This window comes from Longimicrobiaceae bacterium (genome assembly GCA_035936415.1).
GTDB lineage: Bacteria > Gemmatimonadota > Gemmatimonadetes > Longimicrobiales > Longimicrobiaceae > JAFAYN01.
Map to the genome: position 1 here is coordinate 24,027 of DASYWD010000226.1, position 24,987 is coordinate 49,013.

The 24,987-nt window shown below is 71.7% G+C and carries 19 protein-coding genes; 8 read left to right on the forward strand and 11 right to left on the reverse strand.

What is annotated here, in order from left to right; genetic code table 11:
* The first annotated feature begins 251 nt into the window (after window positions 1-251).
* The 4 genes from VGR37_09055 (at window position 252) to VGR37_09070 (ending at window position 5,633) form a co-directional block, all read left to right on the forward strand.
* Window positions 252-2,060 (forward strand): DUF885 domain-containing protein, encoded by a 1,809-nt coding sequence (locus VGR37_09055; protein HEV2147534.1) that lies wholly within the window; start codon window positions 252-254, stop codon window positions 2,058-2,060.
* Window positions 2,061-2,084: 24 nt separating this feature from the next.
* Window positions 2,085-2,690, forward strand: a complete 606-nt coding sequence (locus VGR37_09060; protein HEV2147535.1) for an NUDIX hydrolase N-terminal domain-containing protein — start codon at window positions 2,085-2,087, stop codon at window positions 2,688-2,690.
* A 73-nt stretch (window positions 2,691-2,763) separates the two neighbouring features.
* Entirely contained in the window at window positions 2,764-4,164 is a 1,401-nt protein-coding gene (locus tag VGR37_09065; GenBank protein ID HEV2147536.1) for a pitrilysin family protein, read from the forward strand.
* A complete protein-coding gene (locus tag VGR37_09070; GenBank protein ID HEV2147537.1) occupies window positions 4,161-5,633 on the forward strand; it encodes a pitrilysin family protein in 1,473 nt (490 codons plus the stop codon). The genes VGR37_09065 and VGR37_09070 overlap by 4 nt, the downstream gene beginning before the upstream one ends.
* Before the next feature lie 6 nt (window positions 5,634-5,639).
* Here the strand turns inward: VGR37_09070 and VGR37_09075 are convergent, their stop codons facing one another.
* The 4 genes from VGR37_09075 to VGR37_09090 form a co-directional block, all read right to left on the reverse strand.
* Window positions 5,640-6,992 carry a cyclopropane-fatty-acyl-phospholipid synthase family protein gene (locus VGR37_09075; GenBank protein HEV2147538.1) on the reverse strand — a complete coding sequence of 451 codons (1,353 nt, stop codon included), beginning with the start codon at window positions 6,990-6,992 and terminating at the stop codon, window positions 5,640-5,642.
* A gap of 142 nt (window positions 6,993-7,134) precedes the next feature.
* Complete coding sequence (locus tag VGR37_09080) at window positions 7,135-8,622, reverse strand: transporter substrate-binding domain-containing protein (protein HEV2147539.1); 1,488 nt, start codon at window positions 8,620-8,622, stop codon at window positions 7,135-7,137.
* A gap of 177 nt (window positions 8,623-8,799) precedes the next feature.
* On the reverse strand, window positions 8,800-10,470 hold the full coding sequence (locus tag VGR37_09085; GenBank protein ID HEV2147540.1) for an electron-transfer flavoprotein:ubiquinone oxidoreductase: 1,671 nt from the start codon (window positions 10,468-10,470) through the stop codon (window positions 8,800-8,802).
* A gap of 192 nt (window positions 10,471-10,662) precedes the next feature.
* On the reverse strand, window positions 10,663-11,931 hold the full coding sequence (locus VGR37_09090) for a 6-bladed beta-propeller (GenBank protein ID HEV2147541.1): 1,269 nt from the start codon (window positions 11,929-11,931) through the stop codon (window positions 10,663-10,665).
* Window positions 11,932-12,097: 166 nt separating this feature from the next.
* Here VGR37_09090 and VGR37_09095 point away from each other — a divergent pair, with 166 nt between their 5' ends.
* The gene (locus VGR37_09095; protein HEV2147542.1) at window positions 12,098-12,940 is read left to right on the forward strand and encodes an alpha/beta hydrolase-fold protein; all 843 of its coding nucleotides are present in this window, start codon (window positions 12,098-12,100) and stop codon (window positions 12,938-12,940) included.
* Between the two features lie 22 nt (window positions 12,941-12,962).
* On the opposite strand, the gene VGR37_09100 is transcribed toward VGR37_09095, so the two are convergent.
* A complete protein-coding gene (locus tag VGR37_09100; GenBank protein ID HEV2147543.1) occupies window positions 12,963-13,499 on the reverse strand; it encodes a hypothetical protein in 537 nt (178 codons plus the stop codon).
* Window positions 13,500-13,551: 52 nt separating this feature from the next.
* On the opposite strand from VGR37_09100, the gene VGR37_09105 reads away from it, so the two are divergent.
* Window positions 13,552-14,025 (forward strand): hypothetical protein, encoded by a 474-nt coding sequence (locus tag VGR37_09105; GenBank protein ID HEV2147544.1) that lies wholly within the window; start codon window positions 13,552-13,554, stop codon window positions 14,023-14,025.
* A 267-nt stretch (window positions 14,026-14,292) separates the two neighbouring features.
* On the opposite strand, the gene VGR37_09110 is transcribed toward VGR37_09105, so the two are convergent.
* The 6 genes from VGR37_09110 to VGR37_09135 all read right to left on the reverse strand — a co-directional run bounded on the left by VGR37_09110 (window position 14,293) and on the right by VGR37_09135 (window position 21,410).
* Window positions 14,293-15,072, reverse strand: coding sequence for a gamma-glutamyl-gamma-aminobutyrate hydrolase family protein (locus tag VGR37_09110; protein ID HEV2147545.1), 780 nt, complete (start codon window positions 15,070-15,072; stop codon window positions 14,293-14,295).
* Between the two features lie 129 nt (window positions 15,073-15,201).
* Window positions 15,202-16,311, reverse strand: coding sequence for a carboxylate-amine ligase (locus tag VGR37_09115; protein HEV2147546.1), 1,110 nt, complete (start codon window positions 16,309-16,311; stop codon window positions 15,202-15,204).
* A 121-nt stretch (window positions 16,312-16,432) separates the two neighbouring features.
* The gene (locus tag VGR37_09120; protein ID HEV2147547.1) at window positions 16,433-17,782 is read right to left on the reverse strand and encodes a hypothetical protein; all 1,350 of its coding nucleotides are present in this window, start codon (window positions 17,780-17,782) and stop codon (window positions 16,433-16,435) included.
* Window positions 17,783-17,822: 40 nt separating this feature from the next.
* Entirely contained in the window at window positions 17,823-19,049 is a 1,227-nt protein-coding gene (locus VGR37_09125; GenBank protein HEV2147548.1) for a hypothetical protein, read from the reverse strand.
* Window positions 19,050-19,108: 59 nt separating this feature from the next.
* Window positions 19,109-19,831, reverse strand: a complete 723-nt coding sequence (locus VGR37_09130) for an alpha/beta hydrolase-fold protein (protein HEV2147549.1) — start codon at window positions 19,829-19,831, stop codon at window positions 19,109-19,111.
* Window positions 19,832-19,955: 124 nt separating this feature from the next.
* Window positions 19,956-21,410, reverse strand: a complete 1,455-nt coding sequence (locus VGR37_09135) for an RNB domain-containing ribonuclease (protein ID HEV2147550.1) — start codon at window positions 21,408-21,410, stop codon at window positions 19,956-19,958.
* Window positions 21,411-21,627: 217 nt separating this feature from the next.
* Here VGR37_09135 and VGR37_09140 point away from each other — a divergent pair, with 217 nt between their 5' ends.
* Together VGR37_09140 and VGR37_09145 are read left to right on the forward strand one after the other, a co-directional pair.
* Entirely contained in the window at window positions 21,628-23,697 is a 2,070-nt protein-coding gene (locus VGR37_09140) for a hypothetical protein (GenBank protein HEV2147551.1), read from the forward strand.
* Window positions 23,697-24,845 (forward strand): PQQ-binding-like beta-propeller repeat protein, encoded by a 1,149-nt coding sequence (locus VGR37_09145; protein ID HEV2147552.1) that lies wholly within the window; start codon window positions 23,697-23,699, stop codon window positions 24,843-24,845. Before VGR37_09140 ends, VGR37_09145 begins: the two co-directional genes overlap by 1 nt.
* The last annotated feature ends 142 nt before the right edge of the window (window positions 24,846-24,987 follow it).

Here is a 24,987-nt window from a genome sequence, read left to right on the forward strand (position 1 = left end):
GGAGGGAACCGCGAAGGGGGGTGTAGCCAAGGTGCCCGGCCGCACGGGGTTGCGTCAAGGGAAACGTTCCGCGGCCGGGGCGCCGCACACCTTTCGCGGGGGCGACGCAAGAAACGTACGGCCGGAGCTCCACCCCGCCCTTCGCACATACCCGGGGTGGATCGCGCCGGGAAGGCGCCCGCTCTTGACCGGGCACGCCGCACCGGTGCAGCTTTCGTGGGCCGCCGACACCCCTCGTCAGGAGCACGCCCGTGAAGCACGCCCGCAGCCTCGTCGCCCTCTGCCTCCTCGCCGCCGGGTGCGCGGCCCCGCAGACCGCCGGCACCCCGCCGGCCCCGCAGCCGAGCGCCGCGGCGGAGGACGCCTCCCGGCGGCTCGACGCGCTGGCCGAGGCCTACTACGAAGAAGTCCTCCGCCTCAACCCGACGGCCGCCACCTCCATCGGCGACGACCGCTACAACCACCTCTACACCGCCTCGTTCAGCGAGGAGAACCGGGCGAAGGCGCAGGAGCTGGACACCCGCTACCTGGCGGAGCTCCGGCGGATCGACCGGGCCGCGCTGGGCGAGGAGCAGCGGCTCACCTACGACGTCTTCCTCCGCAACCTGGAGAGCTCCATCGCCGGCCGCCGCTTCCCCTCGCACCTGGCGCCGGTGAACCAGTTCACCAGCTTCGCGTCGTCGTTCGCGCAGCTGGGCTCGGGGAGCGGGATCCACCCGTTCCGCACCCCAAAGGACTACGACGACTTCCTCTCCCGGATGCGCGGCTTCGAGGAAGCGGTGGACGCCGCCATCGGCAACATGCGCCAGGGGATCCGCGCGGGGGTGGTGCAGCCCCGCGTGCTGGTGGAGCGGATGCTCCCGCAGCTCGCCGCCCACGTGGTGGACGACGTCTGGAGCAGCATCTTCTACCAGCCCGTCAAGAACATGCCGGCGGAGTTCGCGCCGGAGGAGCGCGCCCGGCTCACGGCGGCGTACGAGGCCGCCATCCGCGACCGGGTGGTCCCCGCGTACCGGAAGCTGCACGACTTCGTCCGCGACGAGTACCTCCCGGCCGCGCGCACCAGCGCCGGCCTTTCCGCGCTCCCGGAGGGGCGCGCCTGGTACGAGCACCTGGCCCGCACCAGCACCACCACCGACCTCACCCCCGAGCAGATCCACCAGATCGGCCTGGCCGAGGTCGCGCGGATCCACCGGGAGATGGACCGCGTCCGCGAGCAGGTCGGCTTCCAGGGGACGCTCCCCGAGTTCCTGCGCCACCTGCAGACCGACCCCAAGTTCCGCTACGAGACGCGCGAGGAGATGCTCGCCGACTACCGCGCCGCCAAGGCGCGGATCGACGCGTCCACGGACCGGCTGTTCGACATCCGCCCGAAGGCCGACTACGAGATCCGCCCCGTGGAGGCGTTCCGCGAGCGGAGCGCCGCCGGGGGCTCGTACATGGCGGCGAGCCCGGACGGGTCGCGGCCGGGGGTGTTCTACCTGAACACCTACGACCCGCAGAGCCGCCCGCGGTACGGGATGGAGTCGCTGCTGCTGCACGAGGGCTCGCCGGGGCACCACTTCCAGATCTCCGTGCAGCGCGAGCTGGAGCACCTGCCCCGCATCCGCCGCTTCGGGGGCTTCACCGCGTACTCGGAGGGCTGGGGGCTCTACGCCGAGTCGCTGGGGAAGGAGCTGGGGCTCTACACCGACCCGTACCAGTACTACGGGGCCCTCTCCGGCGAGCTGTGGCGCGCCATCCGCCTGGTGCTCGACACCGGCCTGCACGCCAAGGGGTGGACGCGCGAGCAGGCGATCGACTACGCGCGGCAGAACTCCTCGCAGTCGGAGACGAGCATCGTGAGCGAGGTGGAGCGCTTCATGGCGATCCCGGGGCAGGCGCTCGCCTACAAGATCGGCCAGATGAAGATCAGCGAGCTGCGCCGCCGCGCCGAGAGCGAGCTGGGCCCGCGCTTCGACCCCAAGGCGTTCCACCGGGTGATCCTCGCGGACGGCGCGCTCCCGCTGGAGGTGCTGGAGGCCAAGGTCGAGCGCTGGATCGCCTCGCAGAAGGGCTGAGGGCGCACCCTGGAGCCCCACTGGCTGCGGTGGGCGCGGCGCGCCCGCGCCCTGGCGCAGAACGGCCTGGCGTACACCGAGGGCGTCTTCGACCGGGAGCGCTACACGGAGCTGCTCCGCATCTCCACGGAGATGCTGGCTGCGTACGGCGGCCGCGAGCCGGAGCAGGTGCTGGAGCTGTTCTCGGGGGAGGTGGGGTACGCCACGCCCAAGGTGGACGTGCGGGCGGCGGTCTTCCGCGGGGACGGCGCGCTCCTCCTGGTGCGGGAGCGCGCGGACGGCCGCTGGACCCTCCCGGGCGGGTGGGCCGACGTGGGGGACTCGCCGGCGGAGTGCGTGGAGCGCGAGGTGCGGGAGGAGGCCGGCCTCGCCGTCCGCGCGACCAAGCTGCTGGCGCTGTGGGACGGGAGGCGCCACGGGCAGCCCCCGCGCCCGAGCTCCGTCTACAAGCTGTGCTTCCGCTGCGAGGTGCTGGGCGGCGAGGCCGCGGTGGGGACGGAAACGGCGGAGGTGGGCTTCTTCCGGGAGGGGGAGGTCCCGGAGCTGTCGCTCTCACGCGCCACGCCGGCGCAGGTGGCGCGGGTCTTCGAGCACCTGCGCCACCCGGAGTGGCCCACGGACTTCGACTGAGCGCGGCGCGAGCCGCAGGGGATCTTACGTGAGCACCTCGATCGCTTCCACCCGTTCCCTCCGGAGACACCGTATGAAACGACTGCTCCTGGTTCCACTCCTCCTGGCTGCGTCCGCCCTCCCCGCGGCGGCGCAGTCTGGGCCGACGGCGGAGAGCGTACGCCTCGACTACGTGGAGGAGACGCTCCCCAACGGGCTCAAGGTGATCTACCACGTGGACCGCTCGGCCCCGGTGGCGGCGGCCGTCGTCTGGTACGACGTGGCTTCCAAGCACGAGCCGCCCGGGCGCACCGGGTTCGCGCACCTCTTCGAGCACCTGATGCTCTTCACCGGGTCGCGCAACGTCCCCGAGGGGAAGGGATGGGCCCTGCTCGAGGCGGCGGGGGGACGCGCGGGGCCGGACCTCAACGGGACCACCTCGGCGGACCGGACCAACTACTTCTCGCAGGTGCCGTCGAACGCCCTGGAGGTCGCGCTCTGGATCGAGGCCGACCGGATGGCCACGCTGGACGAGGCGCTCACCCAGGCCAAGCTCGACAACCAGCGCGAGGTGGTGAAGAACGAGCGGCGCCAGGGGATGGACAACCAGCCCTACGGCCTCTGGCTCCAGAAGATGCTGGGGCACCTCTTCCCCGAGGGGCACCCGTACCACCACCCGGTGATCGGCTCGCTGGAGGACCTGAACAACGCCTCCCTGGAAGACGTACGCGAGTTCTTCCGGACGTACTACGTCCCCAACAACGCCGTGCTGGTGGTCGCGGGCGACATCGAGGTCGAGGAGGCGCGCGCCATGGTGCGCCGCTACTTCGCGGGGATCCCCCGCGGTCCCGAGCCGCCGCCGCTGCGCGACGCCGGGCTTCCGCCCCGGCTCGGCGCCCCGGTGCGCGAGGTGGTCGAGGACGCCAACGCCCCGGCCCCGGCCGTCTACGTGGGCTACCGCATGCCGAACGCACGTGACCCGCGGGCTCCCGTGGTGCGCACCCTGTCGAGCCTGCTCGCCAGCGGCCGCTCCAGCCCGCTGTACGAGGCGCTGGTGCGCCGCCAGCAGGTGGCCACCAACGTCTTCGCGTTCAACCTCGGCTTCGTGGACGGCGCGGACGTCCTGGTGGTGGCCGCCACGGGGAAGCCCGGCGCGAGCCCCGACTCCCTGGAGCGGGCGCTCCTCGGGGAGCTGGACGGGATCCAGGCGTCCATCGACGAGGCGGGGCTCCGCCGCGTGCAGGCCACCACCCGCTACGGGCTGCTCAACCAGCTGCAGACGATGGGCGGGTTCGGCGGCCGGGGCGACATGCTGGCGCAGGGGTGGGTGTTCCACCAGGACCCGGGCTGGGTCAACCGCTGGCTGGAGGCGCTCGGCACGGTCACCGTTCCCGCGCTGCGGGAGCTGGCAGCCGAGCGGGTGGTGCCCGACAACCGCGCGGTCCTCGTCTTCGTCCCGCGCCCGCGGGCAACCCCGACCCCGACGCAGCCATGATCCGCAGAAACACGATTCCGCTCGGCGCCCTGGCCGTCCTGGCGGCCTGCGCGGCGCCCGTCCAGCAGCCCGCTCCCGCCCCCGCCCCCGAGGCGGGCGTGGCGGAGGCGCAGCCTCCCGCGCTCGGCCCGATTCGTCCGTACCAGCTTCCCCCCATCCAGGAGTTCCGGCTGGACAACGGGATGCGCGTCATCCTGCTGGAGCAGCACTCCATGCCGCTGGTGACGGCGCGCGCGATCGTGGACGCCGGGGCCATCTACGAGCCGGGCGAGAAGAACGGGCTCGCGGTGCTGACCGGCTCGCTCCTCGCCGAGGGGAGCCGGACGCTCGGCGGACCGGAGCTCGCGGAGCGGATGGAGCAGCTCGGTGCGCAGTTCCAGACCGGCGCCAGCCTGAACCTCGCCTTCGCCGCCGTCACGTCCGTCCGGTCCGCCTTCCCGGAAGCCCTTCGCCTGGCGGCGGGCGCGCTCACCGAGCCCGGCTTCCCCGCGAGCGAGTTCGACCGCGTCCGCACGCAGGCCGTAAGCTCGTGGAAGCAGAGCCAGGCCACCGTGGAGGGGCTGGCCTCCGCCGCCTTCTCCCGCGCGGTCTTCGAGCCTGCCGCACCGTACAGCCGCCCCCCGGGAGGCACCGCGGCCACGCTGGAGCGTGTCACCCGCGCGGACGTGGTGGACTGGCACCGCCGCATGTACGCCCCGGCGAACACGACGCTCCTGCTGGTGGGCGACCTCTCCGCCCCGGAGGCACGCCGCATCGCGCAGGATGCGTTCGGCGGCTGGAGGGCGGCCGCGCCGAGCCCGCCGCGGGTCGCCAACCCCGCCCGCCCGGTCACCGGCACGCGCGTGATCCTCGTCGACCGTCCCGGGTCGGTGCAGTCGGCGATCCGGGTGGGGCAGGTCGGCGTCGGCGCCAACGACCCCGACTTCCTCCGGCTGACCGCCCTCTCCCAGGTGCTGGGCGGCGCGTTCAACGCCCGCATCAACCAGAACCTGCGCGAGCGCCACGGCTGGACCTACGGCGCCTTCACCAACTTCGAGGCCCTTCGCGGCACGGGCACCTTCGCGATCACCTCGTCGGTGCGCACCAGCGCCACCGACTCCGCCCTGGTGGAGTCGGTGCGCGAGTATCGGACGATCGCGAGCGAGCCGGTTCCGCCGGACGAGCTGCGGGGCGCGCTGAACAACCTGGTCGGCAGCTTCCCCACCTCGGTGCAGACCGTGCAGGGGCTGGCGCAGCGGATGCAGACGGTGCTCCTGTACGGTCTGCCTCTCGACTACTACTCGAGCTACCGGGAGCGGCTGGCGGGCGTGGGCTCCGAAGACGTGCTGGACGCGGCGCGCCGGAGGCTCACCCCGGACGCGCTCACGATCGTGGTGGCCGGGGACCTCGCGACCATCGAGCAGCCGATCCGCGCCCTCAACCTGGGAAGCGTCGAGGTGTGGAGCCCGGAGGGAGCACGCCTGCGGTAGCCCGTCTCACGCGGAGGGGGCCGGGGCGTAGAGGTCCGCGCGGGTGAGGGGGACGTCCACCCGGCCGCCCTCGTGCCGCCCGAAGAGCGTCTGGTTGACGCTGATGCGGCCGTTCTCGAAGCGGTGGGCGGAGGCCGCGAAGTAGATCATCCAGGCGCGGTACGTCGGCCTGCCGACCAGCCGCACCGCCTCGGCCTCGTTCGCCTCCAGCCGCGTGATCCAGTGGCGGAGCGTGAGCGCGTAGTGCTCGCGGAGGTTCTCCACGTCGCGGACCTCCAGGCCGGCCCTTTCCCCCGCGAGGTTCACATCGCTCAGCGCGATCAGCTCCGTGTCGGGAAAGACGGAGCTCGTCATCGGCGAGGTCCCCACCACCAGGTGGTTGAGCGGATCCAGGAGCACCGAGAGGAGGGTCTTCCGGGGCGCGGTGGCCTCCCGGGAGATCCCGTGGTTCAGGAAGAGGCCGCCCGGCCGGAGCACGGCGCGGATGCGGGCGAAGTACTCCGGGAGCCGTGCCCTCCCCACGTGCTCGAACATCCCGATGCTCGCCACCTTGTCGAAGCTCTCCCCCTCCAGCTCCCGGTAGTCCTGCAGCCGGATCTGGATGCGGGCGTCGAGCCCGGCCCCGGCCACCCTCCGGACGGCGAGCTCCCGCTGCCGCTCGCTGAGCGTGATCCCCACCCCTTCCACCCCGTACCGCTCCGCGGCGTGGATCAGCAGCGCGCCCCAGCCGCACCCCACGTCCAGGAGCCGCTCCCCGGGCCGGAGGCGGAGCTTGCGGCAGACGTGGTCCAGCTTGAGCTCCTGCGCGGTCGCCAGGTCTTCCTCACCGGTGGGGAAGTAGCCGCACGAGTACACCATGCGCGGGTCGAGGAAGAGCTGGTAGAAGTCGTTCCCCAGGTCGTAGTGGTACTGCACGGCGGCGCGGTCGCGGTCCTTCGTGTGCGTCGCTCCCGCGAGCCGGGCCGGCGCCCTGCCGGGCCCGGCGCTCCCCGCGCCTTCGCGCGGAAGGGCGCGCCAGAGCCGCACGAGCGCCAGGAGATCCCCCGGCGAGCGCGCCGCCGTCCGGCACGCCTCCACCACCGGGAACGCCTGGCACAGGTCGCCCTCCACCTCCAGGTCGCCGCTCAGGTACGCCTCCCCCAGTGAGGTCTCCACCGGGGGGCGGAACATGCGCCGGAGCGCGCCCGGGGAGCCGATCACCAGCGTGCAGGCGGGGCTTCCGTCCGCGGGAAGGACGGTCCCGTCCGGGAGCCGGATCTGCACGTTGCGGGGCGGGGGGAAGAGCCGGTCCAGAAAGCGCGTGGCCGCCACGACGTCGGGATCGGGGGCGCGGGAGGTGCCCGGCGTCGCAGCAGGCATGGTGGACCTCCGGAACGAGGGACGGAGAATGGCGCGTCCGGCTGCGGCTCAGCAGCCGGACCGCTCGGTGGATCCCTTCGGCTTCCGTGCACGTGCGCCCCACCCGGCAGTTCGCCGCCGGAGCCGGCCGGCGCCTCCGGGGTCATTCCCCCGGCGTGACGAACTGCCGGTAGTGCTCGAACCGCTCCAGCACGCGCGCCACGTACAGCACCGGCTCCAGCCCGCGCGAGAAGCCGTGCTTCACCACCGGGTCGGTGTACACCTCCCGCTTGGACTTCTGCAGCAGCCACTTCGAGACGTCCTCCCACGACTGCGGGTCGCCGCCGTTCTTCTCCGTGAGCCGCTGCGCGTCCTCCACGTGGCCGGTCCCGGTGTTGTACGCGGCCAGGATGAACTTGAGGCGCTCCGCGGGATCGGGGATCTTCGGGGTCCAGTGCTCGCGCAGGTCGCGCAGGAAGCGCACGGCGCCCGTGACGTTCTGCTCCGGGTCGCGCGAGTTGCTGACCCCCACTGCCCGCGCGGTCCGCGGCATGAGCTGCAGGAGCCCCTCCGCCCCCGCCCAGGAGCGCGCGTCCGGGTCGAAGCGCGACTCCTGGAACGCCTGCGAAGCCAGCAGCCGCCAGTCCCACCCCAGCTCCGAGGCGGCGCGCCGGAAGAGCGGGTCGTACTCGGAAAGGCGGCTCGTCTCCGAGGTCAGGTACTCGCTCTCCACCCGCTCGCGGTACCCCTCCCGGTCCACGAAGTACTTCCGGTACAGGGCGCGGACCTGCTTCGCGTTCTTCTCGTCGGCCAGCCACGCGTCCAGCGCCGCGCGCAGCTCGGGCGAGCCCTCCCGCACCGCCAGGGCCACGGGGTGCGGCGGCCCCAGCGTGGGGCGCAGCACCAGGTTGCCGTAGTACGATGCGGTGAGGTCGGCCAGGTTCTCGGACGCCACGGCCAGGCCGACGCGCCCCCGCGCCACGGCGCGGACCAGCGCCTCGGTACGGGTGCCGGGCTCCGCCTCCACCACGTGGATGTCGCCGGTAATGCTGTCGGAGATCTCCATCAGCCGCTCGGCGTAGCGCGAGTCGGCGGGGAGGTGGACGCGCTTCCCTGCGAGCTGCCCCGGGGCGGTCACCAGCCGCGCGCGCACCGGGACGGTCCCGCCGGTCCGGGCCGCCTGCAGCAGGGTGTCCACGGCGGTGGGGACGCCCCCGGCGGCCGGGGGCGCGCCGCGCTGCACCAGCGTGGGCTGTGTCTCGTAGAGCGGCTGCGTGAAGGCGAGCCCCTCGCCCGCGTACTCGCCCGGGGCCAGGCGCGCGGCGCCCACGTCGCCCACGCCGGCGCGGAGCAGCTCCGGGATGCTGTCCCGGTCGCGGACCACCACCGCGTTCAGCTTCACGCCCAGGTCCTCGGCGAACTCCCGCAGGAGCTCGTACTCGAAGCCCATGGGCTCGCCGCGGTAGAGGAAGTAGCTCGTGGAGTTGAAGGTGGTGACCACCGTCAGGGTGTCGCGCGCCCGCACCTCGGCGAGGTCGGCGGTGGAGGCGGCGCGCTCCGGCCCGGATTCGCCCTCGCGCCCGCAGGCCGGGACCAGGAAGAGCAGGAGCAGTGCGAGGAGCGGGGTCGGTACGGGTCTCCGGCGTTGCATGGTCCTGTGGGATCGGGGGAGCGTGCGCCCATCGTCGGGCGCACGCGTGGACCCCGATCCCCGCCGCAGGATGCGTTCCGGCCGTCCGCGGCACGCCCATACGATGACCCCTGCGATCACGGGGAGTGACCGCCGGGGCGTTTCGCCGCGTCCGCGGCTGCCTGCCGGGACGCCGTCCTACATGACCTTGTACGCGGGTCCGCTTCCTCCCTCCCGCGGAGTCCAGCGGGGGCCGATCACGTCGGTCGCCTTGCAGTCGATGCAGTTCGGCGCGTTCACCACCAGCCGGTCGCCCTGCAGCTCGTAGACGCCCGCCGGGCACATGTGCACGTAGAGCTGCGCCACCTCGGGTGGGATGTCCTCTCCCACGATCAGGTGGGACGGGATGTCGTCGCGCGTCTGGTTCCCCGACTTGAAGACGGCGTCCACCTTGCTGAAGGTGAGCCTGCCGTCCGGCGTGAACGGCGTCTCCGGCGCGGGCTGGCGCGGCGCCCGGTTGTCCGCCTCCATGTCGATCTTCCCGCCCGGGAAGGCGCCCCCGGTGAGCGTCATCAGCGCCGCCTTCGCGCCTCCCACGAAGAAGCCGTCCTGGAACGCCAGCCGCATGTTGCGGGTCCTGCGCATGTCCTGGACGATGTAGCTCCCGTCCACCATCCGGTCGTAGGGGGCGAGGCTCGCGGCGGACACGTCGCCCTTCTTGAGCGCGTCGAAGATCGCCCGCGCGGCATAGATCCCGGACTGCATGGCGTAGTGGATCCCCTTGAGCGAGGGGACGTCCACGAAGCCCACGGTGTCGCCCACCATGAGGAGCCCGTCGCCGTGCCGGCGCTCCGGGAGCGCGTAGAAGCCACCCTCCGGGATCGTCTTGGCGCCCCACTCGATCATCTCGCCGCCCTCCAGGTGCTTCCGGAAGAGGGGGTGCAGCTTCATCCGCTGGAGCATCTCGTGCACGTCCAGCGTCGTCTGCCGGTAGTCGAGGCCGACCACCAGCCCGATGGCGAGCTGGTTCCCACCGAGGGGGTACATGAAGCTCCCGCCGAAGGCGTCGCGGGGGAGCGGCCAGCCCAGCGTGTGGACCACCGTGTCCAGCGGCACGCGGGTCTCCCACACCTCCTTGACCCCGAGCGCGAAGATCTGCGGGTTCTCCGAGGCGATCCCCTGCCACTGGAGGTACGCCTGCGACAGGGTGCCCCGGGAGCCGTCGGCGAGGACGGTCACCCGGGCGGTGATGTCGGTGGGGGGCTCGTAGCGGCCCCCCGGCTCCCCGCTCCGGTCGAGGCCCGAGGGGGTGGTGCGGATCCCGACCACCCGGCTTCCGTCCACCAGCAGCGACTCGGCCGGGAAGCCGGGGAGGACGTTGACTCCCAGCTCCTCGGCCTTCTCCCCCATCCAGCGGACGATCTCGGAGATCGAGGCCGTGAAGTACCCGTGGTTCTTCATGGTGGGCGGTGTCGGGACCCGGACGGCTCGATTCTCCGTCAGGACGTGCACCGCCTCCCGGGCGACGGGGGCGCGGAAGGGGAAGTCCTCGTCCTTGAGCTCCGGGAACAGCTCCCGGAAGGCGCGGGGATTCACCACCGCGCCCGAGAGGTTGTGCTCGCCCAGGGAGGAAGCCTTGTCGAGCACCGCAATCTGGACCTCGCCCAGCTCGCCGCCGCTTTCGGCGTCCTTTTGGATGAGCCGCGCCAGCTCGATGGCCCCCGCCAGCCCGGCCGGGCCCGCCCCGACGAAGACCACGTCCATCTCAATCGCCTCGGCGTCCGGCGCCTCAGAGAGGACCATCCGGTCCGTCGGCAGGCCGGGCTGGTAACGGACCGGGATGATGGGACCGCCTGCGCTGTTTGCCATTCTTCGTCCTGTAAGCCGAAGACCGCGCCGCTCCGAGACGACGGAGCGCGCACGGCCGTTCCGGGAATGCGGGCCGCAGCCGGAGGGCGGTCCCAACGCCGGAGACACACTGCCCGCCGGCCGACCGCCAACCTACGTAGCGCCCGATTCCACGTCAAATCCGGGGCGGCGCCCCGCGGTCCCCTCCCCCGGTCAGAGCCGGGGGAGCTGCCGCACCACCACCCGCTGCACCCCCAGGTCGTCCGTCTCCACGTACGCCGCGCGTCCCGAGGCGCTGAACGCCGCCGGGAGCCGCTGCCCCGTCACGGTGCCCAGGTAGCGCCCGTCCGCACCGACCACGTCGATGGGCCCCGGCTCGCCCCAGGCCTCCCCGGTGCGCTCCACCCAGAGCCGCCCGGCCCCGTCCACCCGCAGGTTCTGGATGGCCGGGATCGTCTCGGCGAACTCCAGGGTGCGGACCATCTCCTCGATCTCTTCCTTGGAGATCCCCGGCACCCGCGGCGCCGCCCCGCCGGACCCCCCGACGACGGTCACCCGCATCCCCTCGCCGGAGAGCATGGACTGCCGGCGCCGCTCCCGCTCGCGGCTGCGGTCTCGCTCGGTGACCTTGCGCGTCCGCACGGGCCGCTGGACGTAGCGCTCCACGCGCCCCTCCGCGTCCAGCACCTTGAGCGTGTACCCCGGCGTGTGGGAGACCACGAGCCCGCCGCCCGGGCGGACGCCCCAGTTTACCCGCGGGGAGAAGACGGGGACGCTCGTCCGGAACGACACCCGCTGGCCCCCGCCGGGCTGCTGGCTGGCCTGGGACTGGACGTTGAGCTCGGTGGGCGCGTCGAAGAGCCGGACCGGCTCCGCGCCCGCGGTGAAGGGCTGCCAGAAGATGGGGGTGGACCGGACGTCCGCCCGGCGCGCGGCGCCGTCGAGCCGCATCGCCGGGGCCGGGCGGACCGCCGCGACCACGCCGCCCCGCGGGTGCGCCGCCATGGCGCCGCTCCCCACCGCCATCGGCATCCACTCCTCCGCGAAGGGGACGCTGCGCAGGTACTTGCCGTCCGGCCCGAAGAGGGAGTAGGAGCGCCGGGCCAGGTCCGCCACCGCCAGCGCCCCGTCGGACTGGACCGCCAGCCCCACCGGTGCCTGGAACTCCCCGGGGCCGCCGCCCTTCTTTCCGACCTGCCTCACGAAGCGGCCGGCCGGGTCGAACACCAGGACCCGGTTCCCCCCGCCGTCGAGCACGTACAGGTTGTCGTTCCGGTCGAACGCCACCTGGTCCACGCGGGTGAACATCTCGTGGTCGCGCCCCTCCGCGGTTCCCACGGCGAAGACCGGGGTCGTGCGGAGGGCGAGGGGACGGTCCTTTTCGGGGAGCCGCACGTTCTGCTGGGCCTGCGCCGCGGGGGCGGCGAGGAGCCCCGCCGCGAGCGCGGCCAGGATGGAGGTACGGAGCACGGCACTGGGCATCGTTCACCCGCCTTCGGACGTGGATGGGGGCCGGCCGGGGTCCCGGCCGGCGGGGAACCTTCCTGCCGGTTCGATGCTGCGGAACGGGCCAGGGTTGCCCGGCGGGTGGCACGTCGCCTGCCGGGGGGGTGGGGGGCGGCGGAAACCAGCAACGGGAGAGCGACGGTTGGCGGAGCACGAGAAGGGCTGGCAGGAGTACCCGCAGGAGAACGACGGGGCGCACCACACCGTCGTGGGGACGGTCCGGGTGTTCCGCGACTTCCACTCACCGGAGCTGGACAACCGGCGCGACATCCTGGTGTACCTCCCCCCGTCGTACGGGGACGGCGACCGCCGCTACCCGGTGCTCTACATGCACGACGGACAGAACCTCTTCGACGAGGCCACCAGCTTCGGCGCGGAGTGGGGGGTGGACAAGACGCTGGAGGCGGGGGCGGAGCACGGGCTGGAGGCCATCGTGGTGGGGATCCCCAACATGGGTGCGGCCCGCCTGGACGAGTACAGCCCCTGGGTGGAGCCGCGGCACGAGGCCGGCGGGAGCGGCGACGCCTACCTGGACTTCATCGTACAGACGCTGAAGCCGGCGGTGGACCGCGACTTCCGCACCCTCCCGGACCGGGAGAGCACCGGGATCGCGGGGTCGAGCATGGGCGGGCTGATCTCGCTCTATGCCTTCTTCCGCCACCCGGACACCTTCGGCTTCGCGGGGGTGATGAGCCCCGCCCTCTGGTTCGGGGGGAGGAAGATCTACGGCTTCGTGGAGGAGGCCCCCTTCGTCCCCGGCAAGCTGTACCTGGACGTGGGGACGCAGGAGGGGGCGGCGGAGCTGGCGGACGTGCGGCGCCTCCGCGACCTGCTGGTCGCCAAGGGGTACGAGAAGGGGCGGAACTTCCTCTACGTGGTGGAGATGGGCGGCGCGCACGAGGAGCGCGCCTGGGCCCGCCGGCTCCGCCGGGAGCTGCACTTCCTCCTGGACGTCCCGCTGCGGCGCACCCGCGCGGCGGGGTAGCAGGCTGAACCGTGCCGCCTCCTCAGGCGGGCGGGCGACTCTGGTACATCTCTTCGGCCCACTCGCAGAACTTCTCCGCCCGGCGAAGGACCATGACCGCATCTTCCATCGTGTAGTACTCACCCCGGTACGAGGCCGAATCCTTTTTCTTCACGACCGCCCGGAGCAGGTCGACCTGTGCCGGTGATGGATTCTTCAGCGCCGCGATCAGCGCGTCGGGAGCCTTCTCGTGGTCGCCCTCCGTGGACTTGGACCCCCCGTACGCAATAGTGACGGCGTCGTTGTACGCGATCGCCGCGTGAATGGCGATGACGGCGATGGCGTTCCCATAGCGGGCGTCTTCATCAGCCACATCCATCAGAGCACGGGAACTCTCAAGGAGTGCCGAGCCGACGTTTCGGTACTTCCCTGCCTGGTTACGGTCCGTAGGCTTACGATGTCCGCGTTTTACCATAAAGGAGATCATCGAGATCGGTTCCACAGACCCTGCGGCCCTCACGAGCCGCGTTCCGGAGGAAGTTATCCTCGCTGGCCGCTTGTCGGCGAGCCGTTGCTTCATCCAGCACTACCGGGGACAGCACGATCCCAAAGCGTTCACGGAGTTGGGGGGCATGCGCAGAAAGGAGATCGTGCACCGCTTCCGCTGTTCGTGTGTCTGGCGTGATCACGAGCAGGTCGAAATCGCTTCCAGGGGCGTCATCGCCGCGAGCGGCGCTCCCGAAAACGTACGCCGTCAGAGAGTCGAGTCCCTCCGTCAGGACTTGCCTCAGCTCCGCGAAAATCTCCGTGGCTCGCTGTCGCTCGGCTCGAAAGAGCGGAAGGATGCCATCGCGAACCAGCTGGTGGCTCTCGTTGAGCCGGTAGAGGTGCTGCGCCGACGTCGGCTGCACGAGCACGACACCCAGGGCTACGAGTTCCCCCAGCACGCGCTGAGTCATCGATTTGCCCGCACCTGCCTGGCGGGCGACCTCTCGTCCGGACATGGGGTACCGCGCATCGGCGAGACTGCGAAGCACGCGTACGCGTACCCCCGAAGAGAAGATGCTGTCGAGGGGCGTAAAGAACATGTCCGGCCGTGGCGGTAAGGGTAGAGTCCAGCGGCCACGGGCGAAACGCCACTATCCGAGAGCGATGCCCACGCGTCCGCTGTCCGGGTCCATCTGTCCGCTATGTGAGCCCACGCGTCCGCAAAATGGAACTACCACCGCCCGTACGCAAGGAGGGGCGGGTAGGCAGGCCCCCTCACCCCCCGGCCCCCTCTCCCCCGCAAGCGGGAGAAAGGGGGAGAACGACAGAAGCCCCTCCCCCGGAATCAGGGAGGGGCTTGGGGTGGGGCCGTGGGGACCCCGTCCTCAGGCCGCCGCGAACATCCGCGAGGCGTGGAACTCGCGCGACGCCTCGATGAACTCCTCGAACAGGCGGAGCGTCCCCGCGTCGTGCTCGATCAGCATCTCCGGGTGCCACTGCACCCCCACCAGGAAGGCGCCGCCCGTCCCCTCCAGCGCCTCCAGCAGTCCGTCCGGCGACACCGCCGCGGCCACGAGGCCCTCGCCCACCCTGCGGATCCCCTGGTGGTGCATGCTGTTGACCATCACCCGCTCCGCCCCGAAGATGCGGCGCAGCCGGGTGTTCTCCGGGAACGTCACGTCGTGCGCCAGGTGGTCGCGCGCCCACCCCGCGCCGGGGAAGTAGTCGTGCTTGATGGACTCCGGGAGCTGGTCCGCGCAGTCCTGCCAGAGCGTCCCCCCGGCGGCCACGTTGATCACCTGCATCCCGCGGCACACCCCCATCACCGGCTTCCCCTCCTCCATGGCCCACTTCGCGAAGAGCAGCTCCACCCGGTCGCGCGCAAGGTCCGTGCGCCCGCAGAGGTCGTGGCGGTCGTCGCCGTACGAGCTGGGGTCCATGTCCACGCCCCCGGCCAGGAAGACGCCGTCCAGGTGGTCGTAGATGGCGCGCAGCGTGTCCTCGTCCCCGTCCAGGAGCGGCACCATCCAGGGCACCCCGCCGACGTGGGTCACGGCCGTGTAGTAGCGGCTGTTCATCACCCACGAATGCGGCAGGTCGTCCGGGATCCGGTCGATGGACTGCAGGGTCTGGGTAGGGATGCCGATTACGGGACGGTGCTGCATCGCTGCTCCTTCGCAGGGAAATGGTACGCCGGGGATTTTCCGGGAGGGGGGTACGCACAAAGTAAGCCGCCCGCCCGGCCCGCACAACGGGGCCGGTGGCGGGCTCGTACCCTCCTGGGCCGCCGCTACTTACACCGTGACCCCCTCCGCGGTTTCCCGGACGAGATGGTCCACCACATCGTTGAGGTCGCCGGTCCGCCCGAAGGTGGCGAGCTGCCGGTCGGCGCTCGCCCCCTCCTCCAGGATGCGGTAGGCGTACTCCACCTCCGCGCGGCTCCCCAGCTCGTCCACCACGTCCCCGATGAACCAGTCCAGCAGCTCGCGGATCAGGTCGCGGGCGGGGAGCTCCGCCTGCTTCCCCAGGTCCAGGAGCTGCCCGTCCAGCCCGTAGCGCACCGCGCGCCACTTGTTCTCCTCGATCAGGTCGGGCGGGTAGACGCGGAAGGTGGTGTTGTCGCGCCGCAGCTTCCAGAGCTTGGCAATGATGGCCTGCAGGATGGCCGCGATGCACACCGCCTCGTCGATGCGGGTGCAGACGTCCAGGAAGCGGAACTCCAGCGTCGGGTACAGGTGGTGCGGCCGCACGTCCCAGTAGATCTTGGATCCGTCCGGGATGCAGCGGGTGCGCACCAGCGTGTCCATGAGGTACTGGTAGTCGGCCCAGCCGCGCATGATGCGGGGGACCCCGGTCCGCGGGAAGTTGCGGAAGACCACGCTCCGGTACGACTTGAGCCCGGTGTTGCGCCCCTGCCAGAAGGGCGAGGAGGAGGTGAGGCAGAGCAGGTGCGGCATGAAGTACCGCGACACGTTCATGGCGTCGATCAGGAACTCCCGGTCCTCGATCCCGATGTGCACGTGCGTGCCGAAGATGAGGAGCTGCTGCGCCAGGTCCTGCATGTCCTGCTTCACCCCCATGTAGCGCTCCAGCGGGGTGATCTCCTGCGTGGTCCAGTGCGTGAACGGGTGCGTCCCGGCGGCCGCCACCCTGAGGTCCTTCCGCGCCGCCAGCCCGATCACCATCCCCCGCAGCCGCTTCAGCTCCGCGCACGCCTCGGCGGGCGTCTGGCAGACGCGCGTGCCGATCTCCACGATGGACTGGTGCAGCTCCGGCTTGATCTCCCCCAGGATCAGGTGGTCGTCGTGCAGGATCTCGGTGATGTAGGAGCGCAGCTCCCGCGTGTTCGGGTCGATGATCTGGTACTCTTCCTCGATCCCGATGGTGAGCGTCGGCGGCTTCATAAGCCTCACAGAGTGCGAAAGTGCGAAGTGCTGAGTGCGAAGTGCGAACCTGCCGGGATGGGTGGAGCGCGAGGTGCGGGAGTGCGTACGCTCGCACCTCGCACCTCGCACTCTCGCACTTTCACCTCCGCTCCACCACGAAGGTGGGGACGCTCGACCCGCCGCCGGCGGTGACGTTGAGGAGCGCGGCGGTGGAGAGGCGGGTCAGGCACCCGTCCATGTACTCGCCGTGGAAGATGAAGGGCGCCGTGTCCAGCATCCGGTCCGCGAGCTCCACCCGGCCGTCCACCAGGCTGGGGTAGGGCACCTTGGGGAGCTCCACCCGCTCCTGGACGATGTGCGGCGAGTCCAGCGCGGTGCGGAGCGCGGCGTCCCACCCGTCATCGTCCGTCTCCCACCCCAGCACGATCCCCTTCCCGCCGTACTCGTCGTTGGGCTTGATCACCATCCGCTCGCGGTTCTCGCGCACGTAGGGGAGCAGGTCCACCTCCCGCCCGTCGTGCAGGGTGCGGCGCTCCTCCAGGTTGCGGGTCCAGGGGACGTTGGCGTGGATGGCGTCGCGCTCGTCGTCGGTGAACAGGTGCGCGTTGCGCTCGTCGCTGAGCACCGAGAGCGAGGCCTTCTTGTGCAGCAGCTTGCAGCGGAAGGGGTTCACCATGCACACCGCCCGGTCGCGCACGGCGCGCACCACCGGGTGGTCCAGCCCGCCCTGCTGCACCAGCTCGGTGATGAGCACGCGCTTGTAGATCAGCGTGACGTGGAAGTCGCCTGCCATGAGCTTCCCGTCGCGGTACTCCACCTCGCGCGGGTCGGCGATCACGCACGGGATCCCCTGCGAGTGGAAGTAGTCGCGGAACAGCACGAACTCGCTGTAGGTGGGGACCTCCTTCCAGTCCAGGATCGCCACCCGCGGCGCCTCGCGCCGCCCGGCGAACTGGACGTAGGCGTCCACCAGCGCGTGCATCACGTTGTGCCGCGCCGGAAGCGGCCGCACCTGGAAGGCGCGCAGGAACTCGCGCATCACCGGGAGCCCCAGGAACATCTCGGAGAGGGCGTCGTTGTACGCCGGGGCGGCGGGGGTCTCCGCGTTGTACTCGGTGAACTTGAGCCCCCCCTTGCCCGAGACGAAGAAGGCGTCCAGGCGCGAGGTGGGGCTCGGGTCGCGGAACCCCGGGTCGTGGTGGATCAGCTCCTCCTCCCACCCCTCCAGGCCGAACTGCCGGCGGAACTCGGCGTCCGCCATAGCCGCCCGATACGCCTTGCCGAAGGCGCGCATCACCACCGCCACCCGCGCCTGGAGGAAGCGGTACATCTCCGGCGTCAGGAAGCGCGGGCGGAGCACGGTGGTGAGCGGCTTATCGCCGAAGAAGAGCCCTCGCCGCCGCTGCTGGTCGTCGAGCTGCGCCTGCGTCTCGGCGGCCAGCGTGTCGTCGAGGAGGTCGTGGTAGCGGCGGATCGCTTCCTGGAGCATGGACCGGGCCTGGTGTACGTGGGGGAGCGCGCGGCTCCGGCTACTCGGCGGAGGTGGGGTCCGTCTCGTGCGCCGGGTCGGCCACGGAGGGCGTCCCCGGGGCGTCCGGGCTGAGCGCGGGCGGGACCGGGTTGGTGGGCTTCGCCCCGCCGCCGAAGCGGTCCAGCTCCCGCTCCTCCGTGTCCGGGAGGGCGTCCCCGTCCCCGTCGCCGCCCCCGGTGCCCTGCGGCCGCGGGCGGGCGGCGCCGGTCAACCCCTGCGCCAGGCTGGGGAGCTCCTCGGCCAGGTCGCCGGCTCCGTCCAGGTCCGAGCCGCCGGTGAGCCGCCCGCCGGTGTGGCGGGTCGCGGAGAAGAGACGGTCCCAGCGCAGCTCCCTCACCTGGGGGCGCGGCTCCCGGGCCAGGCGGATCGCCATGTCGGCCATGCGGGTGACCACCCAGTCGAAGTAGTGCGGCGTCAGCGAGTTGACGTCCATGTCCGGGGCCGGGTTCATGAAGTCGATGGCGTAGGGGACGCCGTCCTTGACCGCCCACTCCAGCGAGCACATGTCGTAGCCCAGGGCGCGCATCAGCGTGAGCGAGTCGTCCACGATGCGCCGCCCCAGCTCGGGCGACAGGTGCTCGTGCTCCACGTGGTAGCGCCGCTCCCGGGGGTCGTACTTGATGGGGAGCACCTCCTCCTGCCCCAGCGCGATGCAGCGGACGAAGTGGTCCCAATGGATGAACTCCTGCACCACCATGGTCATCCGCCCGGACTCGTCGTAGCTGTGGATCAGCTCCTCCAGCGAGTGGCAGATGTACACGTCGCGCCAGCCGCCGCCGTGCGCGTCCTTGAGCACGCAGGGGAGCCCCACGTAGTCCACCACGCCCTGCCAGTCGATGGGGTACCGCAGGTTGCGGAGGCTCTTCTCGTGGTCGATCCCGGGGATGTACTCGCGGTTGGGGAGCACCACCGTCCTGGGGTGCGCCACTCCCAGCTTCGAGGCGAGCCCCGCCCCGAAGAACTTGTCGTCCGCCGTCCACATGAACGGGTTGTTGACCACGTGGCACCCCTGGAGCACCGCGTGCTTCAGGTAGGTGCGGTAGAAGGGCACCTCGTGCGAGATGCGGTCGATGATGACGGCGTAGGGGACCGGCTCGTCCATGCGGATCGCGTCCAGCGACACGAACTCGGCCTCCACGCCCTCGCCCCGGCGGTTCACCTCCTCGATGAAGGCGGGGGGGAACGACCATTCCATCCCGACGATCAGGCCGACTTTGAGCGCCATGGCTTCCTCGAAGTGCGAAAGTGCGTGAGTGCGACGGTGCGCGCGGTTCGACTGTGCGCTCAGTCGTGCCCGCCGATGTACTGCACGAGCATCTGCCTCCACCAGGGCCAGTCGTGCGCCCAGCCGTCCCAGATCCGCAGGGCGTTCCCGATCCCCTTGTCCCACAGGATCCCGGACAGGTAGCGGTTGTTCTCCACGAAGGCGTCGTCGCTCCCGGTGGCGAGGACGATGTCCATGCGGCGCAGCGCCTCCAGCCGACCCACGTCGTGCAGGTGCGACACGTAGTGCGACGGGTTGTTGGTGAAGACGTTGGCGTCCTCCTCCCCGTCGGTGAAGCGGCGGACGTCGTACAGCCCGCTCATCCCGACCACCCGCCCCACCAGGTGCGGGTGGCGGAAGGCGAAGTTCACCGCGTGGTAGGCCCCGAAGCTGGCCCCGGTGGTGATCAGGAACGGGTTCGGGTTCCGGTGCGCCGAGAAGGGGAGCACCTCCCTCAGCAGGTAGTGCTCGTACTGGATGTGGCGGATGGCGCGGTCGCCGGGCGCCTTCCAGGTGGCGTACCAGCTCTCCTGGTCCACGCTGTCCACGCAGAAGAGCTGCACCCACCCGTTGCGCAGGTGCTCGCCCAGGGCGTCCGGCATCCCGCGGTCCTCCCACTCGTAGAAGCGCCCCATGGAGGTGGGGAACACCAGCACGCGCGCGCCGCCGTGCCCCAGCACGAGGAGCTCCATGTCGCGGGAGAGCGAGGGGCTGTACCAGCGCTGGTGCTCACGATTCCACAAGGCTTCCTCCGGGAGTCGAGTCGGTCGGTCGGGAACGGGAGACGAGATCGGGCGGGCCGCACCCCGGGGGACGCGCAGGCAACATTTGCGCCGCGGCGCCCTCTCCGGGGGGCGCCACGGGGCCTCAGGCCGGCACCTGGAATCGTACCTCGCCGTCCTCCACGTCGGCTTCGGCGAGGCGGACGGTGACGTGCTCCCCCGGCTCCAGGCGCGGCTCGCCGCCCTCGCGCGCGGCGAGGGCGCGCACCGGCGGCTCCTCGACCTGCACCTCCACGGCGGCGCCGCGGAAGCCGAGCACCACCGCGGGGTAGGTGCGCCCCTCGCACCCGCGCAGCGTCCACGCCTCGGCGATGTCCACCGCGCGCCGCTCCAGCCTGCCGGCGCGCGCCTGCGCGCCGTCCATGACCGGTGGGAGCTTCCGCAGCGCGGCCACCTCGGCGGGGCCGGGGCGGCGGCCTGCCTCCAGGCCCGCGAGGAGGTCCAGGGCGTAGCGGTCGCAGAGGCGGCGCAGGGGGGCGGTGACGTGGGCGTACGGCATCGCCAGCGCGGCGTGCTCCGGCGCGTCCGGGAGCTCCCCGTCGAAGGCGAGGTAGTCCGCGCCGCGGTTCAGGCGGCGCGCCTGCCACACCAGGGCGGCCACGTGCGGGCGTCCCACGTCCAGGGAGCGCATGAACTCCGCGTAGGTGGCTTCCTTCGGCCAGTCGAAGCCCAGCGCCCGCGCGGCCACGTGGAAGCGCTGCACCTCCTCCGGCTCCGCGGGCGGCATGACGCGGAGGATCCCGGTCCGCGCCTCCAGCATCCGCCGCGCGGCCACGTGCCCGGTCAGGAGCGAGACCTGCTCGTTCCACCGCTCGGAGGGGCGCGGCACCTCGTACTCCAGCGCGTACCCCAGCCGGGTGGCGGCGTCCTGCTGCACGTGCTGGGCGACGATGGGGAGCGAGGTGCCGCCCCGCTCCGCCTCGCGCTCCCGCCTGCGCTCCCCGAACTCGCGCAGGAGCAGGAGAGACTCGCTCCAGGGCTCGCCCCGACTCCCGCCTCCTTCCCCTTCCGCGTGCGCCTGGGCGTCCGCGTAGGTGAGCTGCGCCCGGGAGAGCACGCGCGCCCGCTCTACGCGCACCTCCACGGGCTCGGCGCGGGCATCGGTCCGGATGGTGAAGACGACGGCGGGACGGACCCCGTCCGGGAGGAGGCTGGCGGCCTCCTCGCCGAGCACGGGCGGGTAGAGCGGCACCCTCCGGTCCGGGGCGTAGAAGGTCACCCCGCGGCGCCACGCCTCGCGCTCCACGGCGCCGCCGCGGTCCACCCAGAAGCCCACGTTGGCGATGGCGTAGCGCAGGCGCAGCCCTTCCCCGGCGCGCTCCAGGTGCAGCGCCTGGTCCAGGTCGCGGCTCCCCGGCGGGTCGATGGTGACGAAGGGGACGCCGGTCAGGTCGGCGTAGCCCGGGGCGGCGGAGGGGTCCCGCTCGCGCGCGGCACGCTCCGCCTCCGCCAGCGCCTCGGGCGGGAACTCCGTGCGCACCTCCAGCTCCTCCCGCGCCCGATCGAAGGCGCGTTCGATGCGCCGCCGGTCAGCGGGCATGCGCGCTCAACAGGTTCAAATCCGCCATCCCTTGACACTCCTTTAACTTGTGGGTATCATCCGCGACAAATGTTTCACGACATGGTGCGCGAGCACGCCGGGCACGGTGCCCGGACCCGCCACGTCCCACCTCCGAGAAGGTGCCCACCCACAGAAAGCCCCTGCACCGCCCGTTCCACCACTTCCACGCTTCTCCAAACAACCCGTAGGAAAACCCATGTCATCCCGTTCCTTCCGTTCCCGGCTCCCGCTTTCCGCCGGGATGATCCTCGTGCTCGCCGCCTGCGGCGACGCCACCCTTCCGGGCGACCGCTCCGAGCCCGGCCTGCGGGTCCCCGGCGGGGCCCCGTTCTCGGCGGCCCTGATGCTCCAGGACCCGGCCATCGACCCCAACGACACCTACGTGGTGTCCGACGCGACGCTCCGCTACACCACCTACGTGGAGACGGCGGTGCCGGTCACCGATCCCGTGACGGGCCAGAGCACCCACCAGCTCGTCCTTACCGCGCCGGAGGAGACCGTGCGCCTGGAAGCGGGCTACGACGTGTACGACCGCGCCATCTTCAACACCTACGAGCTCAGCTCCACGCCCGATCCCATCACGGACCTGGCGGACGAGGCGCGCACCATCAAGGCGCTGGGGGCGCAGCACAACATCCACGACGGAAACGGCTACAGGCTTCCGGTCGAGATCCCGGCGGGGGCGCCGGCCAACAGCCCCATGGAAGGGCTGGCCTACCAGGGCGCCCAGGTGACGGACGGGGTGCTGCTGGACGCGAGCTCCCGCGAGATCATCCACGCGTACGGTCTGCGTCCGCGCCTGAGCGTCGCGGGGCAGCCGGGCACGGCGGAGCCCCTGGGCACGGACCGCATCCGGATCACGGCCACCTTCGCCGAGACCGCCCGCGCCGCCGCCAATGGGCACGGGATGGCGCAGCGCTTCGCCGCGGGGGCGCCGCAGGGCGAAGGGAAGATCACCCGCACGTACCGCAGGCGCGACGACAAGTACGTCCTGGAGGAGGTGCTGATCGAGTCCGAGGAGAAGACCGAGAAGGGGACCATCCGCGGCCGGCAGGAGGTCCGCTTCACGGATGTGAAGTGGAAGGAGAACCGGGCCGAGGACGCGAAGCGCAAGGAGCTGCGTGACAGGGCGAAGGGATCTCCCGCCCCGATCCGGCTCCCCGGGGAGCAGGGCGCGAGCTTCCAGCGCGAGGCCATCTGCCTCATGAGCATGGACGGCACCTCCTCCTGCGACGGCGGCGGTGGGGACGGCGGCGGCGGCGGGGGCACCTACACCGACCCGTGCGGGCCCGTGGCCGGCGGCCAGAACATTGTGCTCCAGCACGGGATCCTCAGCAACGCCGACACCTGGAAGTCCACCGCGCCCTGGCTCCGCTGCCGCTACCAGACGGCCACGGAGGTGATCCCCAGCCTCTCGTCGCTGGCCAGCCACTCCAACCAGAGCTACGACCAGATGAACCGCGTGGATGCCACCGGGGAGAGCGGCTTCGTCTTCATCGGGCACAGCCAGGGCGGGCTGGTCTCCCGCTACACGGCCCAGCGCTACGCCGGCCAGGGCCGCGCGCACATGGTGGAGGGCGTGGTGTCGCTGGGCACCCCGCACCAGGGGGCCCTCCTCGCGCGGAACATGAAGCAGGGTGGGGTGGACGGGCTGCGCCAGCTCCTGGGGACGGCCGGCCGCTGCGGCACCGTTTTCCTGGACGCCTCCTGCCACCTCACCTCGCTGGTGACGCAGCGCTTCCTGGACGCGTGGCTGTCGGGGATGCTCGACGCCTTCGCCCCTGCCGCGATGGACCTGCAGCCGAACAGCCCGTCGGTGAGCCACCTGAACTCGCAGCACGAGGGCTTCGCCCGCTACGGGATCCAGCACTACCCGAAGAAGCGGTGGATGCCCATGCGGCTGATGGGGGACATGGGGGACCACGTGAACGGCCCGAGCTGGGTGCGCTACACGGAGTGGACGTACCAGGGGCTCAGGGTTTGCAACTACGCCTCCATCTTCTTCGGCCAGTTCTGGCTGACGCAGGCGTGCGGCACCGCCCACCGCACCATGGACTCGACCGACCGGTGGTGGGACCGGATGACCGCGCCGGGGATGAAGTCGGACGGGATCGTGCAGGGACCGTCGCAGGTCTACCCGAACGCGCTGGAGCAGCTCCCCATCGACGGCGGAGAGTCGCACGTGGGCGAGACCAAGAGCACCAAGACCCGCGATCGGCTGGACTACCTCCTGCCGAACAAGTTCAACGTCGCGCGGAGGCAGTAGTGGCGGATCTGCGTTCCACCCGGTCGGGGCGCCTCGGCGCCCCGGCCATCCTGGCCTCCTGCCTCGCGCTGACCGGGGCTGGGTGCCAGGAGGTGACCGGCGGGGGGCGCGGAGGCCCCCCCGAGATCCTCTGGCGGACACCGGTGCAGGAGAGGTTCGCGGGGACCACCAGCGTCCCCGAGACGGACGGCCAGCGGGTCTACGTGACCGGCACCGGCGTGGCCGCCTTCGACGTGCAGAGCGGCGCCCGGGTGTGGCAGACCCCGCGCTTCACCGAGTCCATCCCCACCCACCTTGCGGTGCGGGACGGGCGCGTCTTCGCGGCCGAGGCCACGGCGTTCGCCTTCGACGCCGCGACGGGGAGGGAGATCTGGCGCTTCAGCCCCGACTCGGACGCGTCGCTCAGCCAGAGCACCGCCGACGAGCGCGCGGTCTACTTCGGGACGCGCTCGCGGCGGGTGTATGCCCTGGACGCCGCGGACGGCAGCCCGCTCTGGACGGTCCGCCTGGGCGCGGACTGGCCGCACGACAGCCCGGTCAAGGGGGTCGCGGCCAGCGGCGACACCGTTTACGCCTCCATCGACCGGCACTACTCTCCCAACGGGTTCTACTCCGCGGGGGTGATCGCGGCGCTGGACCGCGCCACCGGCCGGGAGCTCTGGCGCCACCAGAACGGGACGGGGACCGACTCGCGGGGGATCATCCGCGCTCCCACGGTCGCCGGCCGGCTCCTGCTGGCCGCCGACCACAAGGGGAGCGCCTTCTACGCGGTGGACCGCTTCACCGGCGAGACGGTCTGGCGCACCCCCACGGAGCCGGGCTTCGCCGGGCCGGATTCGCCGCCGGTGGTGGCGGGCGGGGTGGCGTACGCGTCCGGGAACGACGCCTACGTCTACGCGCTGGATCTCGCCACGGGACGGGTCCTCTGGAGGACGCGCCCCGCGATGGGCGGGAGCGTGTACCACGCCGTCTGCGGCGGCGCGGTCTTCAACAACTTCCAGGGGCTCGGAATCGTGGACCGCGAGCGCGGGACGGTGCTGGGCCGGATGTTCGACCAGGAGGAGCGGGTGACCTCCGGCTTCGCGGTGCACGGCGGCAGGATCTTCTTTCTCACGCACAGGGCCGCCTACGCGCTCCGCTGCCCGTAGGCAGAGGCCCGGCCCTCCCTCTCGACACAGGCGACATGAGCCGCATCCTCCTCCTGCTGTGCACCTGCACGCTCCTCGCGGCCCCGGCCCCGGCCGCGTCGGCGCAGCGCCGGGCGGATGCCGGCTTCGCGCTTCCGTACGC

Bases quoted from the DNA above. Each gene is read 5' to 3' on its own strand.
- VGR37_09120 (HEV2147547.1), bottom strand. From the start codon at position 17,782: ATGCTCCAGGAAGCGATCCGCCGCTACCACGACCTCCTCGACGACACG.
- VGR37_09115 (HEV2147546.1), bottom strand. From the start codon at position 16,311: ATGAAGCCGCCGACGCTCACCATCGGGATCGAGGAAGAGTACCAGATC.
- VGR37_09070 (HEV2147537.1), top strand. From the start codon at position 4,161: ATGATCCGCAGAAACACGATTCCGCTCGGCGCCCTGGCCGTCCTGGCG.
- VGR37_09065 (HEV2147536.1), top strand. From the start codon at position 2,764: ATGAAACGACTGCTCCTGGTTCCACTCCTCCTGGCTGCGTCCGCCCTC.
- VGR37_09085 (HEV2147540.1), bottom strand. From the start codon at position 10,470: ATGGCAAACAGCGCAGGCGGTCCCATCATCCCGGTCCGTTACCAGCCC.
- VGR37_09105 (HEV2147544.1), top strand. From the start codon at position 13,552: ATGCGCAGAAAGGAGATCGTGCACCGCTTCCGCTGTTCGTGTGTCTGG.
- VGR37_09075 (HEV2147538.1), bottom strand. From the start codon at position 6,992: ATGCCTGCTGCGACGCCGGGCACCTCCCGCGCCCCCGATCCCGACGTC.
- VGR37_09080 (HEV2147539.1), bottom strand. From the start codon at position 8,622: ATGCAACGCCGGAGACCCGTACCGACCCCGCTCCTCGCACTGCTCCTG.
- VGR37_09110 (HEV2147545.1), bottom strand. From the start codon at position 15,072: ATGCAGCACCGTCCCGTAATCGGCATCCCTACCCAGACCCTGCAGTCC.
- VGR37_09135 (HEV2147550.1), bottom strand. From the start codon at position 21,410: ATGCCCGCTGACCGGCGGCGCATCGAACGCGCCTTCGATCGGGCGCGG.
- VGR37_09125 (HEV2147548.1), bottom strand. From the start codon at position 19,049: ATGGCGCTCAAAGTCGGCCTGATCGTCGGGATGGAATGGTCGTTCCCC.
- VGR37_09140 (HEV2147551.1), top strand. From the start codon at position 21,628: ATGTCATCCCGTTCCTTCCGTTCCCGGCTCCCGCTTTCCGCCGGGATG.
- VGR37_09100 (HEV2147543.1), bottom strand. From the start codon at position 13,499: ATGAAGCAACGGCTCGCCGACAAGCGGCCAGCGAGGATAACTTCCTCC.
- VGR37_09090 (HEV2147541.1), bottom strand. From the start codon at position 11,931: ATGCCCAGTGCCGTGCTCCGTACCTCCATCCTGGCCGCGCTCGCGGCG.